Annotated in this window: 11 protein-coding genes; all 11 read left to right on the forward strand. The window is 58.2% G+C overall.

The genetic code is table 11. From position 1 onward, the window contains the following. Nucleotides 1-167 precede the first annotated feature (167 nt). Complete coding sequence (locus tag ACQY7R_RS11220; protein ID WP_428305688.1) at nucleotides 168-722, forward strand: sigma-70 family RNA polymerase sigma factor; 555 nt, start codon at nucleotides 168-170, stop codon at nucleotides 720-722. Nucleotides 723-1,339: 617 nt separating this feature from the next. Next, entirely contained in the window at nucleotides 1,340-2,461 is a 1,122-nt protein-coding gene (locus tag ACQY7R_RS11225) for a LamG domain-containing protein (RefSeq protein ID WP_428305689.1), read from the forward strand. Between the two features lie 308 nt (nucleotides 2,462-2,769). Further along, entirely contained in the window at nucleotides 2,770-4,173 is a 1,404-nt protein-coding gene (locus tag ACQY7R_RS11230; RefSeq protein WP_428305690.1) for a dockerin type I domain-containing protein, read from the forward strand. Between the two features lie 73 nt (nucleotides 4,174-4,246). Beyond that, nucleotides 4,247-5,263: a DUF1559 domain-containing protein gene (locus tag ACQY7R_RS11235; protein ID WP_428305691.1), complete on the forward strand. Its 1,017-nt coding sequence runs from the start codon at nucleotides 4,247-4,249 to the stop codon at nucleotides 5,261-5,263. 12 nt (nucleotides 5,264-5,275) lie between these two features. Continuing rightward, a complete protein-coding gene (locus ACQY7R_RS11240; protein WP_428305692.1) occupies nucleotides 5,276-5,728 on the forward strand; it encodes a hypothetical protein in 453 nt (150 codons plus the stop codon). A gap of 12 nt (nucleotides 5,729-5,740) precedes the next feature. After that, nucleotides 5,741-7,456 carry a LamG domain-containing protein gene (locus tag ACQY7R_RS11245; RefSeq protein WP_428305693.1) on the forward strand — a complete coding sequence of 572 codons (1,716 nt, stop codon included), beginning with the start codon at nucleotides 5,741-5,743 and terminating at the stop codon, nucleotides 7,454-7,456. 140 nt (nucleotides 7,457-7,596) lie between these two features. Then, the gene (locus ACQY7R_RS11250) at nucleotides 7,597-9,969 is read left to right on the forward strand and encodes a PSD1 and planctomycete cytochrome C domain-containing protein (RefSeq protein WP_428305694.1); all 2,373 of its coding nucleotides are present in this window, start codon (nucleotides 7,597-7,599) and stop codon (nucleotides 9,967-9,969) included. A gap of 35 nt (nucleotides 9,970-10,004) precedes the next feature. Then, complete coding sequence (locus ACQY7R_RS11255) at nucleotides 10,005-11,459, forward strand: DUF1501 domain-containing protein (protein ID WP_428305695.1); 1,455 nt, start codon at nucleotides 10,005-10,007, stop codon at nucleotides 11,457-11,459. 114 nt (nucleotides 11,460-11,573) lie between these two features. Then, entirely contained in the window at nucleotides 11,574-12,485 is a 912-nt protein-coding gene (locus tag ACQY7R_RS11260; RefSeq protein WP_428305696.1) for a sugar phosphate isomerase/epimerase family protein, read from the forward strand. Between the two features lie 237 nt (nucleotides 12,486-12,722). Next, complete coding sequence (locus tag ACQY7R_RS11265) at nucleotides 12,723-14,210, forward strand: Gfo/Idh/MocA family oxidoreductase (protein WP_428305697.1); 1,488 nt, start codon at nucleotides 12,723-12,725, stop codon at nucleotides 14,208-14,210. Between the two features lie 278 nt (nucleotides 14,211-14,488). Beyond that, nucleotides 14,489-15,412: a DUF1559 domain-containing protein gene (locus tag ACQY7R_RS11270; RefSeq protein WP_428305698.1), complete on the forward strand. Its 924-nt coding sequence runs from the start codon at nucleotides 14,489-14,491 to the stop codon at nucleotides 15,410-15,412. The last annotated feature ends 2 nt before the right edge of the window (nucleotides 15,413-15,414 follow it).

The raw sequence follows: 15,414 nt of genomic DNA on the forward strand, positions 1-15,414 counted from the left end.
GTAACGTAACTTCGAATGGTCGCGACAACGCTGATAAGCTCTCCATCATCCGGAACCAAGAATTTTCGGAGATTTTCGAAATTTCGAAGGATAAAAAGCCACGCTCGCCTTGAGTATAGGTAGATCACACAGTCGCCTCGGCACGATGTTCACAAGCGTTCGGCCTCATGACCCAAGATTTAGGTGATCCTGAAGGAGCCGACGAAGATTTCGTCACCAAACTCACGCTGTGTCAGCCGGCGCTGCAAGTTTACGTCGTCGGGTTGACGCCGTGCCGGGGAGATGCAGACGACGTGCTGCAAGAAGTAAATTTGGCGCTGTGGCGGAAGCGGAGCCAATACAAGCGAGATCAAGACTTCAACGCCTGGGCATTCGGATTTGCCATCCTTGAACTTCGTAACTTCAGGTCTAGATCAGCCAAGTCGCGTCTCTGGTTTAGTGACACGACAATCCAAGAACTCGCAGTCGACTGGCCTCAAGAGGCTACCTTCGCTCAGGATCGCCGCGACGCATTGGCCGGCTGCCTGATGCGATTGGGGGAGTATGATCGCGCAGTCGTCGCAGCGTTCTATGGACGGGGCGCCAGAGCCGAGGAGATTGCCGTCGAAACTGGAGCTCCTCCCAGCCGCATTTACAGAACGCTGACGCGCATTCGAAGCCTTTTGCGAGACTGCGTACGGAGATCGTTGTCGCAGTATTCAAGAGGGGAGGGAGTTACTTGAATTCTCGCGAATCTAGTCCGCCTTACGATGCTACGCGCATCGAACAACTTATCTCGAATTACTTCAGCGGAGCGTTGGTCGACGCAGAGCTCGCAGAGCTAGACGCGTGTTTGTCGACGCATTCGGATGCGCGAAAGGCGTACTGGGAATACGCCGCCATCGAAGCTGGCTTAGTCGTCAGTGCGAAAGCTCTCAGCGACGTCCCTTCTCGCAATGCTACGCCGACCGCGCCACTGGGAGAACGATGGGTTGCAGCTGCTTGGAATTCGACAGGCCTGCTCGCTGCACTGCTCTTTATCGCGATGACAGTGAGCAGCGTCGTGACTTGGCAGATAGCCTCGCATCGAACGTCGACGCCCATTCAGATAAGCGATGAAAGCATTCCAGACGGCGAGACGTTGAAGCATGCTTACACGACGACGTTGGTCCGCGCTTCCAATTGTCGCTGGGATCTCGGCCCAAATTCGGCGATTCCCGAACGCGGGAGTATGCTGCGTCCCGGTGAATCTCTTCACCTACTGGAGGGGATCGCTGAAGTTCACACATCAACGTCAAGTGGAGAAATTACGTCTCTCCAACTGGAAGGCCCCTTGGCTTTGACGTTTACCAATACGGGAATGCCGAACTTATTCTACGGAAAGATTATAGGCGTCTTCCAAGGCGACCACGACCAGTTCGCGCTCGATACTCCGCTCGGGCGAATTATTGTTTCCGGCAATACGTCGATTGGAGTGATGGCGGCGGCCAACGAGGTCGAGCTCCATGTTTTTTCAGGTTCCGCGACGCTCAAGCTATGGACGATGGGTCTAGACCAAGTCGCCGATGAGCTCACCGTAGTGTCCGGAAGCTCGCTGCGGGTGAACGCGAAGTCGGGCGGGGCGGTGGACATCAATCGCGACCAGGCCCATGAAAGCTGGTTCGTGACGCCGAAGGCAATTGCCGAAAGCCAATTGACGATTCCGCAAGCCTACGTCGATGCAGTCATTGAAGCAGATCCAATCGCGTACTGGAGATTCGAACGCAACGCTGGCGGCGTCATGCACAACGAGGTGAGCGAACGACTGCACTTGCGGATGGTGGGCGATGCAGTCCGCTGGCGAGCTGGATCGGAAGGGGGAAGCGTCGAATTCGGCGTCGCCGGCGGCCCGGGGTATCTCATCAGCGACGACTCGCTAAAAGATGACTTGCAAGAGGCCTACTCTCTTGAATTGTGGGCAAAGCCGACGTATTACCACCACGGTACGTTGTTCGGCCTGATTGATTGGATACCCTCTCAATCGCCGCTAGGAACGCACCGCATGGCGCTTGAGCTATGCGGGCCAGTGACTGGATTCACGAGTCCATATCGGTCTACGGATTCGACTCCCGGCCGAATCCGTTTCATTCACGAAGTGAGAAAGAACTTCGACGCAGAATGCTTCTCTCCAGCGCCTTATGCAGTGCGACGGTGGCAACATATCGTGGCGGTGAAGGACGCCGCGACGATGACGCTGTACGTCGACGGTGAATTGGTCCAAACGGAGGCGGCCGCTGGCGGCCTCGCATCCGGACTGCGAGTTTTGATGGGCCAGTTGTTTCCTGAAAGCCCGCAATTGAGAGATGAAGTAACCTCGCGACTCTTCGGCGGCGAGTTAGACGAAGTCGCGCTCTACGGCCGCGCACTAGATGGCGCGGAAATCGAAAGTCACGTCCGATTGTCTCGACCTAGTGCAGAGCCTATTCAGCCGAATACGCAATAACGCTGAACTGCCATTTCCCGAATCTCGCGAATCGCGCTCGCTAGCTTGGATGCCAGGCCAGTGAGTGGGAGCGGCGCGATGCATAGTAGCTGCAAATCGAGCGGCAGTTGCAATCCACTGCTAGTCGTCACGAGACGGACTCCTGGCATCAAACTTTGAATCGAATGTAGGCGACGTCATCAACGGGCCGCTGGCCGCCAAAGGATGCAATCATGAAAACCACTGTGAGAACTGAGCGGCGATTGGGATCGTTTCTTCTGGCCCTGACGGCGACGGCGTTCAGCGCCAATTCAGGGACGGCGGCGCCTTTGCTGGCGGTCGACTTCGGTACGGCGGGAATCTTGCCGCAGACCGGCTTTTTGGAGGTGGCGGGTAATGCCAGCCAAGCAACGGCCAGCGCCACGCTCGGGGGGTACACCGTCAATCTTGCCGGCCAAGGCTTTGGAACTGCGTCGAGTGGCCACTCGGGGGCCATTGATCAGTCAGTGCGAGGCTTGTATCGCGACTATTACTACAACAACAGCGACTTACCAGGCGAGGGAGTGTCCCTCTCAATTGGGAACGTAATTCCCAACCATGACTACAGCTTGACGCTTTGGTCGTACGACGGAGATCAGTTCTTCAGTCCTACTGATACTGTTTGGGGACCGACGGGTTCTAATACGAGCGGGGGCAGCAGCTTCATAACTAACTTTGCCGATCCTACGCCCACAACGCTTGCAGACTATAGCACTACCATCCAAGTCTCGTCGACGACGAGCGTGCTCGATGTGCTTGGGAGCACCGTTTCAGGTTCAGGCGGCACACGCCTGAATGGATTTCGCCTCACTGACGGCTCGACCGATGTGCTGTCGGTTGACTTAGGCGTCCCCGTACCGCCGCCAAGTCCGGTCCAACCAGGCTTCAACGGAATGTCCGGTAACTTTCCGCTAGGCGCAAATTCGCCGGCGCCTTCTCTAACGAACACGTTCGGTTCGTATACCGTGACCGTTTCAGGCGACCCATATCACGACACCGACTACTCGCGCGTCGGGTTCGAGCAAAACTCCGGAGCCGCCGCGATTGACGAAAGCATCCGTGGACTGTTTGGTGACGCTCTTGTCAACAATCTTGATCTCAACGACGGCAGCGGCCTCACCCTAACGATCGATGGCGTCGTGCCAAATAAGCAATATGCGGTAAAAGTATGGTCGTATAACGCAGACAATACCGTTTACTCGACGCCGACGCAGTTCGGTCCCGCGGCGAATTCCAGTACTTCAGGGACTTCAGGTTCGGTGACGCAATTTGCCACGCCCTTGCCAGCGTCGCTTAACGACTACTCCACGACAATCATTGTCAGCTCAACGACCAGCACACTGACCATTCATGGGGCCAGCACGGCGAACTACGGCGGCACGCGTCTGAATGGCTTCGAACTGAGCGAAGTCAACCCAGCGATCGCGGGAGACTTCAATGGAGACGGATTGGTGAGCCAGGCAGATCTGACCATTTGGAAAGCTCACTTTGGGACCGCGTCCGGTGCAACCACCGCTACCGGCGATGCTGACGGCGATCAAGACGTCGACGGCAACGACTTCCTGGTTTGGCAGAAGGACTTCAGCTCGCCGTCGCCAACTGTTGCAGTGCCGGAGCCATCGGCTTTTGCGTTAGTGGGCGTTGGGGTACTCCTGTTTGCTTCACGCAGAGGTCTACTTAGCTCGCGCCACTAGGCAAGCGCAGTTCGATAGAAGGCTCGCAGCAGAAAAGTAAACAGTGCCTGTTGTAACTGGAAGGCGCGAACTGATGTCGATGAAGAGACACACCAAAAATCGTGGCGCACGCCGACGCCGATCCGATGCATTTACGCTAGTCGAATTGCTAGTGGTAATCGCAATTATCGGCGTGCTGGTCGCGTTATTGTTGCCCGCGGTGCAAGCCGCGCGCGAAGCGGCGCGTCGATCGCAATGCACCAACAATCTTAAGCAAGTTGGCATTGCGTTGCATAACTACGAGAGCGGCAAGGGGGCTTTGCCAGCCGGAGCGGGTTACGATCGAACCGAGCCGAAGGGTACGTGGGTGGTTGCGATCGCTCCTTATCTGGAGCAGACGGCCCTGTTCACGCGGTACGACTTTAAGAAGTATTCTGATCAGTCGCCCAACTTGGAGTTGGCGGCAAGTCTAACAATACCCTCGCTCGTCTGTCCGAGCGATGAGGACGCGGCTCAGCCTATCCTGCGGAACAGACGCCAGGGCGCGGGTTCGCACAACCCCATCACGGCTCAAGGCCTGTGGTACACGGGGTCAATGGGGCCGACAATTCCGGACATCTGCGAGTTCGATACGCCAAGCTCGAGTACCTACCCGTATACCTGTCAGGGGTGCTCATTTGGCACGATCGGACTAGACGGAAAAACGCTGCTGCCTTGCTCAGCGATTCACCCGGCAGGCAGCACTGACAGTTGCGCCGGAATGATCTGCCGGCGTCACGAAGGCATGAAGTTTCGCACTGTAACAGACGGACTCTCGAACACAATTATGGCGGGCGAGACCATCCCGTCTCATTGGGCTTGGAATTGCGTATTCTGCGACAACTTCCCCGTTTCATCGACCCACATCCCTTTGAACTCGTGGATGGTTAAGTCTGACTTGGCCGTCAATTTTTCCAAATCGACTGGCTTCAAAAGTTCTCACCCGGCCACGATTGGCGTAGTGATGGGCGATGCGAGCGTACGTTTTCTCTCCGAATCGATTGACTACCTCGCTTACAACAAGCTGGGGTCTCGCGCTAGTGACGACGCGGCGACTTCAGGGGAATTTTGAAACGGAATCGCAATGCGCTGCGCGTTGGATGCATCTCGGCAGAAGGTTGGCGCCGCACTCGCTTGTTGCGTTGCGTTCATGATGCTGCCGGGGTGTGAAACGAAGGACCATCAAACCATCCCCGTTAGAGGGAAGGTGACCTTCGCCGGGGGCCCTTGTCCGGCGGGAGGAGCGATCGCCTTCTCGCCGGTGCAGGCCGGGGCGAACACGCCACGAAGGCCGGGATCCGCTGAGTTTCAAGCTGACGGCGAGTTCGAAGCAACATCGTTCGCTCCCGGCGACGGCCTGCTTCCGGGGCGCTACCGAGCAATTATCAGTTGCTGGAAGGGCGAGCCGTCCAACAAAGATCCTGGCTCGTTCGAACGCCTAAACCATATTCCACGCGACTATCAACCTATTGAATTCGACGTTGATGCCTCGGCGACCGTCGTTGAATTGACGTTAGACGTACCACTGAAGAAGTAACGAGGAACGACGATGCGGTTACTTAGCGGCTTCTGCCTCATATCGAGTTTGATTTGGATCGCTTCTTGCAACGCTCACGAGGACGCTGCGAAGGAAGGTCTCGTTGGGTACTGGACGCTGCAAGGCGATTGCCAAGATCACTCCGGCCATGGTCGCCACGGCAAGAATCACGGCGTTGATCTTGAGACTTCCGCGTTCGACGGTCGAGGGGCGTACGTCGAGGTAGCGTCCACGCCGTCGCTCGACCTCGGGAAAGGCGACTTCACCGTCGCGGCTGAAATTGAAGTACGGACTGAAGATGGCGTGGATGACGTTGTCGGCGATATTGTCAGCAAATTCGATTTGAAAGAGCGGCGCGGCTTTAGCTTGACGTTCGCCAGCAATACGTCGGGCTACAACTCGCAAAGCGACGTTAGGCAACTTTTCTTCGGGATCGACGACAACTGCAAGGGCGAGTGGATCGACTGCGGGCGACCTGGCGGCGTCGCCTACTCAAGCGACGCTCTAACGGTTTTCGACGGCAGTCTCTACGCCGGCACTTCCGATGCACCAGACGAAAAGGACTGGGCCCATGTATTTCGGTACGCCGGCGGCCAGCGGTGGGAAGACTGCGGGCGCGTGGGCGAAGGAAAAACTCGCGGCGTTTATGCGATGATCGTGCACGACGGCGCCCTCTACGCAGGAACCGCGGGCCCGCACAGCGGTTCTAAAGCAAACACGGGCGACTATGGCAGAGTCTACCGCTACCGAGGGGGCAAGTCCTGGGAAGACGTCGGGCAACCCGGCAAGCATTATCGAATCAACTCACTCGCGTCTTATCGCGGACGACTCTACGCCTGCGCTATCGATACCTACGGAACGCATGGCGGCGTCTACGTCCTTGAAGAAGGAAACAAGTGGACGCAGTGCGGAGACTTCGGCCGGCCTCACACAACCTCTGTTAATGACGGTCAGTTGTTCGCGGCGTTCCCCAATGGCGAGGTCTTCGATTATGACGGAAGCGTTTGGAAGAATTTACATAATCCGTACGGCGCTTTGGATTTGTGCAATCAGCTGCACGCCCAAGGCGTCTTCAACGGCGAGTTGTATGTCGGCACGTGGCCGCTGGGGAAGGTAGCCGTACGACGCGAAGGTCAGTGGGTCGATATGGGCCGCCTCGGCGACGCCACCGAGGTCGTTCAGTTGCTGGTCTACAACGGCAGCCTGTACGGCGGTTCGATTCCCCGCGCTGAAGTTTTTCGCTTCGATGGGGTGGATCAATGGACTTCGCTCGGACGGCTATTTGATCCTAAAGACTATGACGCAAAAGAGGATGTCGAAGATTGGTCGCGCGCATCGAGCATGCGACTATTCCAGGGGAAGATGTTTTGCAGCACGGCGACCTGCTACCGCGCCTTGATTGAACAACCGCGCCCGAACGACCCTCGCGGAAAGGTGTTTTGTTACGAGACAGGCCCGGGCGTGAGCTTCGATCGCAATTTGGCCTCGGGCTGGCGACACGTCGCCGCGGTGCGAAGCGGAGACTCGCTCAAGCTTTACGTTGACGGCAAGCTCGTTGCGGAGAACTCGACGGCGACGACGCCAATTTCCGCCGCCAGCGACGCGCCGCTTAGAATCGGCTTCGGATCTCAGGCGCACTTTAACGGCAAAATCCGCGAGGTCCGTTTGTACGACCGAGCCGTCGGTGAAGCCGCCATCGAAGAATTGGCCGGCAAGGTTCAAAAGTAGCGCTCGCGCGAGGATGACGGAGAGCAGGCGAACTAAGAATGGGGTCTGAGGAAGTGATTCAATCGAGACTGACGTCAGTCAAGTCGCCGACTCAATTCTGCGTCACTGCGCATTTCGCCGCGTTGATGCGATGGAATTGTGTGGCAATTGCCGCGCTAGCGTTGAACTGTAGTTCCGGCAGCTTCGCGGAGGAGATCGAATTCAATCGCGACATTCGCCCGATACTGTCGGATAAGTGCTTCGCCTGTCATGGGCCCGACGCCGGATCTCGCGAGGCGGATCTTCGTCTCGACCGGGAGAGCTCGGCGAAAGCCGACCGCGGCGGTTACGCGGCGATTGCGGCGGGCGACAGCGCCGAAAGCGAATTAATCACGCGGGTCACGAGCGTCAGCGATGACGACCGCATGCCGCCGGCTGAGCATGGCAAGCCGCTCTCGCCGCGACAGATTGACCTACTAACTCGCTGGATTGATCAGGGGGCCCCCTGGCAGTTGTCTTGGTCCTATGTGCCGCCGGCGCACCGCGAGCGGCCAAATCCGCAAAACGAATCATGGCCGCGCAACTGGGTCGATTATTTCATCCTGGCGAAGATCGAGTCGGAAGGACTGTCGCCATCGCCCGACGCCGACAAGACGACGTTGGTGCGGCGGATTTACATCGATTTGCTCGGACTGCCGCCGACGCCTGCACAAGTCGAAGATTTTTTGTCCGACGTTTCGCCCGACGCTTATGAGCGACTCGTCGACCGACTTCTCCAATCGCCGCACTTCGGCGAGCGAATGGCGGTCTATTGGCTCGATTTAGTTCGGTACGCTGATACCGTTGGCTATCATGGCGACCAAGAGCATCACATATGGCCCTATCGCGATTACGTCATCCAGTCGTTTAACGAGAACCGACCGTTTGATCAATTCACGCGCGAGCAACTCGCAGGCGACCTGCTACCATCGCCGACGACGCAGCAACGAATAGCGAGCGGCTACAATCGCGTGCTGCAGACGTCTCACGAAGGAGGCGTCCAGCCCAAGGAGTATCTGGCGATCTACGCGGCTGATCATGTTCGCAATTTGTCGGCGGTATGGATGGGGGCGACGCTTGGGTGCGCCCAGTGCCATGACCACAAATTCGACCCGTACACAACGAAAGACTTCTACGCGATGTCGGCATTCTTTGCCGACCTGGACGAAGCGCGGCATCTGACCGAGGGCGTCGACCTGTCGCCCACCATTCGCGCACCGGAGCTCGAGATACTAACCGAGCACGAACAAGCTGTCGTGGAGGGTTTGGAGAGCGAGGTTCGCGAGTTAACCGAGCGACAAGAGCGTGCGAAGAGTGGAGGCGATGAGAACGCCGCGAACTCGCTGCAAAAGGACATTGACCAGGCGCTTGGCAAAGCTGCCGAGATCCGCAAGCAGGCGCCGCGCACAATGGTCTCTTCGGCGATCGCTCCGCGAGTCACGCGCGTCCTGCCGCGCGGCAACTGGCTTGACGAAAGCGGCGAGATCGTAGAGCCCGCCATTCCCGAGTTTCTGGGGAAACTCGACGTTGGCGGCCGGCGAGCGACCCGGCTCGATCTGGCAAATTGGCTCACCGACGCTCACTCGGGAGCCGGCGGCCTGACGGCCCGAGTCATGGCGAACCGATTGTGGTATCTATTTTTTGACCGCGGACTTTCTCTCTCCCTGGACGATTTTGGCGGCCAAGGTTCGCCTCCCGATCAGCCGGAACTGCTCGATGCGCTATCTCTTGAGTTCATCGAGAGCGGCTGGGACGTTAAGCGCATTGTGCGGACAATCGTCACCAGTCACGCTTATCGTCAGAGTTCCTTGGTCACTGAGGAAGCGCGTGAACGCGATCCGCTGAATAAGTTGTTCGCGCGGCAGGCGCGATTCCGATTTCCAGCGGAATCGGTCCGTGACACGGCCCTTGCGGTCAGTGGCTTGTTGGAGCCGACGATCGGCGGCCCGAGCGCCCGACCGTACCAGCCCGCGGGGTACTACAAGCATTTGAACTTCCCCGTGCGCGAATATCAGCCGAGTGGCAGCGACCAGCAATGGCGCCGGGGGCTCTACACGCATTGGCAGCGGCAGTATTTGCATCCGATGCTGAAGGCGTTCGACGCACCGACGCGTGAGGAGTGCACAGCGCACCGCCCTCGGTCAAACACGCCGTTGGCGGCGCTGGTATTGCTCAATGATCCGACGTTTAACGAGGCAGCGAGGGCGTTTGCAGCCCGGATCATCCGCGAGGGAGGTCATGCGACCGAGGAAAGGCTTCGGTTTGCGTTTGCCGAGGCTGCGTCGCGCGCGCCCGATTCTGAAGAAGAGTTAGTCTTCGCGCAGCTCCTCCAAGAGAGTCATTACTACTACCGCGAGCATCCACAGCAGGCCAGCGAGTTGCTCGCAGTCGGCCTGGCGCCCGTGCCACAAGAGATTGATCGAGCAGAACTGGCGGCGTGGTCGTGCGTGGCACGGACAATCCTTAATCTCAGCGAAGTCACTACGCGCAACTAGCAAGTTTCACAGAGCCTACCGCAATTGGAACGCACGTGTTTGAGTCTCCACAATCCAAATTGATTCGCCAGATCCAGCGGCGCGCATTTCTCTCGCAAATCGGCGTCGGACTCGGTTCGATCGCGGCCTCAACGTTACTAAACGGCGAGTTAGCGAAGGGAGCCACCGCCGCTCCGGTCGGGTATCACGGCTTGGTCGGTTTGCCGCGGATCGCCGCTCGGGCGAAGCGCGTGATATTTCTGTGCATGGCTGGCGGCCCTTCGCACTTGGAGACGTTCGACTACAAACCGAAGCTCGAGGAACTTCACGGCCAGCCGATGCCGGAGTCGTACACAGCCGGCCAGCCAGTAGCCCAATTGCAAGGGCAGCAACTGGTCGCCCATCGTCCGATGTTCAAGTTTGCTCGGCGCGGCCAAAGCGGTCAGTGGATGAGCGATTTGCTGCCGTGGCACCACAAATTGGCCGACGATATTTGCGTCGTCCGCTCGATGGTCACCGAGCAAATTAACCACGACCCGGCCCACACATTCTTGAACTGCGGCACGGCGATCAGCGGCCGTCCGTCGATGGGTTCGTGGGTGAACTACGGCCTCGGCTCGGAGAACGAAGACTTGCCAGGCTTTGTGGTCCTGACGAGCATCGGGGGGCGCGAGCCGGACCAGCCGATTGCGTCGCGACAGTGGAGTTCGGGATTTCTGCCAAGCCGTTTTCAGGGGGTCGAGTTCAATTCGAGCGGCGACCCGGTTCACTATGTGCGCAACCCGCCAGGAGTCCCGCCGCATCTGCAGCGTGCGAGCGTCGACGCGATTCACCAACTCGATCGTCATCGCAACGCACTCCTTGCGGATCCCGAAACTGAGACTCGCATCGCCGCCTATGAAACCGCGTACCGCATGCAAACCTCCGTCCCCGACTTAATGGACGTCTCAGCGGAACCGGCGCACGTGCTGAAGCTGTACGGCGCGACGCCTGGCGACGGCTCCTTCGCGTCCAATTGCCTCCTTGCCAGAAGGCTTGCCGAGCGTGGCGTGCGGTTTATTCATCTCTATCATCGCGGCTGGGATCATCACGGCGAACTTGAGCGAGACATCCAGCGCTGCGCACAACATACGGATCAAGCTTCCTATGCACTGATCACCGATCTCAAGCAGCGCGGAATGCTGGATGACACGCTAGTTATCTGGGGAGGCGAGTTTGGTCGCACTCCCATGGTGCAGCACGGCGGCGGCGGACCAGGCCGAGATCACCACATCAAAGGCTTCTCGCTGTGGATGGCGGGCGGCGGCGTGAAGAGCGGCTTCGGCTACGGCGCGACGGATGAACTCGGTTACCACGCTGCTGAAAACATCGTCCATGTGCGCGACCTGCATGCCACGATGCTCCATTTGCTGGGCATCGATCACCACTCGCTCACGTTTCGCTACCAAGGCCTCCACGTGAAGCTGACCGGCGTCGAAGAGGCTCGGGTAGTCGACGAGATTATGTCGTAGAGTATTCGTTGCGCTCAGCTTGCGAGCGTGTGCCAACCCACTGTGGCCTTTCTCGCTCGGAAAAAAGTTCTTTCACTGCAATCGATTCCTCATCGGCGACTGCCATTCGAAATCATGCCATACTCTTCCCTCGGCCGACGAGATTTCATTCGCTCTTCGCTAACCGCCGCCGCGGGCACCAGCGCGTTGGCCGCATCGTCATCCGTGGCGATGGAGCCGATTCCGCGAGTTGCCGGCCACCACTTTAAGCTTAGCCTCGCGGCCTATAGCTACCGCGAGTTGCTCCAAGCCGATCCGCCTCAGATGAGCATGCTCGACTTCCTCGACGAATGCGAACGACTGGGATTGGACGGCGCGGAATTGACTTCGTACTACTTTCCAGCGGAACTGAATGGCGAGTACCTCCGTCGGTTGAAAGGCGATGCGTTCCGACGCGGGCTCGACGTTTCCGGAACCGCTATTCGCAATGACTTTTGTCTACCGCCTGGAGAACGTCGCGACGGCGAGATTGCCCACGTCAAACGTTGGATCGAATACGCCGACATGATGGACGCGCCGGTGATCCGCATTTTCGCCGGCGCCGCTCAGCCTGGGCAGTCGTTCGCGGAAGCCAGCAAGCTGGCTGCGGCAGCAATCGAAGAGTGTTGCCGACACGCGGCGAAATATGGCGTCTTTCTCGCGTTAGAGAATCATGGCGGAATCACTGCGAACGTGGACGAAATGCTGACGATCGTACGCGCGGTGGAGAGCCCATGGTTCGGCGTCAACATGGATACGGGCAATTTCTACAGCGCGGACGTTTACGGCGATTTGGCGAAGCTGGCTCCCTATGCAATCAACGTCCAGGTGAAGGTTCTCATCAAGCCGGAAGGCCAAGATGTTCAACCAGCTGATCTAGGTCGCTTGGCACGCATGCTGAGGACTGCGAACTATCGCGGCTACGTCGTTTTAGAACTTGAAACGGATGGCGATGCCCGCGAGGAATGTGAGAAGTACGTGAACGAACTGCGAGCTGCGATCGCGTAGTTGTTAGCAGAAAGTTCGCTGCGCGTTCGCGGACGGTGGTACAGAGTCTGGAATGCTTGTTTATGGCTCTCGTCAAAGCAGAATATTCTCGCGGCATGAATGCGAGTGCCGCGACCCTGCTGGGAGACGGCTAAAAGCACCGACTTGTCGGTCGCTGGAATCGATGCGTCAATCTCCGACTAAGACTGAGTCTAATAACTGTCTAACGCCACCAATCGTCATCCAAGAGAAAACACGATGAACCTCCATCGACGTCATTTTCTGAAATGTTCGCTCGCTACGGCCGCCGCGGTCACCCTACGTCAGCCTGCGCGCGCCGCATCCACGGATGGCATTCGCGTTGCGCAGATTGGATTCCGTGCTCAAGGCGCAACGCACCTCTCTGCGCTTGGAGACCATATAGTCGCGCTATGCGACGTTGATGAGCATGTGCTCAACAGCAAAGCCGCTGAGTATAACGACGCATCTGGCAAGAAGATCCCAACGTACGTCGACTATCGTAAGTTGCTTGAACGCAACGACATCGATGCCGTCTCGATTGCCACCCCCAATCACACTCATGCCTTAATAACAATCGCTGCGCTTCAGGCCGGGAAGCACGTCTACTGCGAGAAACCCGCGTCGCACAATATATGGGAAGGCCGCCAAATGGTGGCAGCTGCACGCAAGCACGGAAAGATGGTGCAAATCGGTACGCAGAGCCGCTCAAGTCCTGCCTTAAAAGAGGCGATTACTTGGCTTCACGACGGAGGGTTGGGCCGAGTGCAGTACGCGGTCGGGACCTGCTACAAACGGCGGCCGGATATCGGCAAGAGCGACAAGCCGCTCGTCTTCCCCAGCCATATCCATCGCGATCTCTGGATTGGCCCAGCGGCGGATCAAGCGATCTACCGTCCCGCAATCAACTCACAAGGCGTAGAGAACCCTCACTACGACTGGCATTGGGACTTTAATACCGGCGGCGGCGACCTTGCCAATCAAGGCATCCACCAAATGGACGTTGCTCGCTGGTGCTTAGGCGAGTCAGCACTCGCGCCGCGCGTGCTCAGCATCGGGGGACGACTTGGCTACGACGACGCTGGAACCACGGCTAACACTCAACTGATCTACCATGAGTATCCTGCGGCGCCGCTGCTCTTCGAAGTCCATGGTTTGCCAAAGAACAAAAATACCAATGCGATGGATTCCTACCGAGGATCCAGCGTGGGCGTCGTCGTCCAGTGCGAGAAGGGGCACCTGTTAATTCCCAATTACACAGAGGCGCACGCATTCGATCGCGACGGCACCGAGATCAAAAGCTGGCGCGGCGAGCCGGCGCATCACGACAATTGGCTTCGTGCAATTGAGGCCAACGACGCCTCGCTCCTCAACGCGCCGGTCTACGATGGCCACATTTCTAGCGGTCTGTGCCACGCGGGAAATGTTTCGTATCGGCTTGGTAAGAGGGCCTCAACGCAAGAGATTGACGAGCGCGTCAAAGACACAAACTTGCTCGCCGAAGGCTTCAGACGTCTCTGCGACAACGTTCGACGAAACGAAGTTGATATCGACGACGTTAGCCAGCCGGCGCTGACTCTCGGCGAGTGGCTCGACGTTGATCCCAACACCGATCAATTTGTGGCCAACGACCGGGCGGCCGAACTGTGGCAGCGCAAGTGTCGAGCACCTTTCATCGTCCCAGACATTGAGAGCCAGCTAAAAGAGACAACCGCGGCGAAGCGTTAGGCGATGGCAATACTGGCGCCTTCTTCAGCAAACAGAATCGCCGTTGAACAACCTGCCTCTTCGCGGCAATTGGCAGAGCAGTGAAACGCGCCGCAAGACTGGACAAGCCGAATTTCCGCAGTAGTGGGCAACGCCCGCCGAGCCGAACCATGATTACGGCGCCAGCGTCCCTAGATAGCGGCAGCGCCTCGCGCAAGGGTTCCCCTGAAACTGGCGTTGCCCTAACTACGAAGAACCTAGTAAAACGGCTCTATCGACACTCCGAGCCGGTGCAGGGTATGGCAAGCGAACATTTAACGTCGCGCGTAAGGAACGGCCTTCGAGACCGCAACCGTGGCTTTACAGTGCTAGAACTGTTAATTGTGATCGGCTGCATCACGATGCTTCTCGCACTGTTGTTGCCGGCGGTCATGGCGGCCCGCGAAGCGGCTCGACGAACGACCTGCGTTAACCACCTGCGACAAGTTGGAATCGCCTTCCAAAGCCATCACGACCACATGGGGCGCCTGCCGGCGGCTTGGCAGCTCGCTAGTTCTGACAAGCGCTTTGCCTATGGCTGGGCGACGCGTTTGTTGCCGTATCTCGAACAGGACGCACTCGCGAAGCGCTTCGATTTCGATTCCAGACCGACGCTAGCGACAGAGGAAACCACCCACCCATCGCTTATTTGCCCGTCAGACATCCTTGAGCCCGTCTTCGACCTATGGAGCGAATCTGAGGGCGACGAAGCTCAGACAACGATGTCTGTAGCATCTTCCGACGGCGATTCGGCGGAACCGATCATGCAGCTCCCTTCGTCGAGCTACCAGGGCGTATTTGGAACCGCTGAGGCCGACGAAGCGTACGAACCATTCGCGCTGGCCGACGCATCTTTCGGCGAGGGTAGCGTGGTGCACAACCGCCGCGTTCGCTTCTCTGATCTTGAGCGCGGCCTCAGCAACACGCTGCTCATTGGCGAACGCGTCATGGCGATGGTGCCTTCAACGTGGCTGGGCGTCGACCTCAGGGGCGAAGATTCCACCTGCCGACTCGTCGGTTCTGCGATTACCCATCCCAACTGCACGCCCTGCGACGAATGCGAATTCGGCAGCCGTCATGCCGGCGGCGCCCAGTTCGCCTGGGCCGATGGCCATATATCGCTCGTCAGCGATGACGTCGACTCAGCGGCCTACCAGCAAATGGCCCTGCGGGATAGCCAGTAGGA

This window comes from Lacipirellula sp. (assembly GCF_965279485.1).
Lineage (GTDB): Bacteria > Planctomycetota > Planctomycetia > Pirellulales > Lacipirellulaceae > Lacipirellula.

Excerpts from the sequence above, each read along its gene's own strand:
- ACQY7R_RS11220 (WP_428305688.1), top strand. The coding sequence starts at position 168 with ATGACCCAAGATTTAGGTGATCCTGAAGGAGCCGACGAAGATTTCGTC.
- ACQY7R_RS11225 (WP_428305689.1), top strand. The coding sequence starts at position 1,340 with ATGCCGAACTTATTCTACGGAAAGATTATAGGCGTCTTCCAAGGCGAC.
- ACQY7R_RS11235 (WP_428305691.1), top strand. The coding sequence starts at position 4,247 with ATGTCGATGAAGAGACACACCAAAAATCGTGGCGCACGCCGACGCCGA.
- ACQY7R_RS11240 (WP_428305692.1), top strand. The coding sequence starts at position 5,276 with ATGCGCTGCGCGTTGGATGCATCTCGGCAGAAGGTTGGCGCCGCACTC.
- ACQY7R_RS11245 (WP_428305693.1), top strand. The coding sequence starts at position 5,741 with ATGCGGTTACTTAGCGGCTTCTGCCTCATATCGAGTTTGATTTGGATC.
- ACQY7R_RS11260 (WP_428305696.1), top strand. The coding sequence starts at position 11,574 with ATGCCATACTCTTCCCTCGGCCGACGAGATTTCATTCGCTCTTCGCTA.
- ACQY7R_RS11265 (WP_428305697.1), top strand. The coding sequence starts at position 12,723 with ATGAACCTCCATCGACGTCATTTTCTGAAATGTTCGCTCGCTACGGCC.
- ACQY7R_RS11270 (WP_428305698.1), top strand. The coding sequence starts at position 14,489 with ATGGCAAGCGAACATTTAACGTCGCGCGTAAGGAACGGCCTTCGAGAC.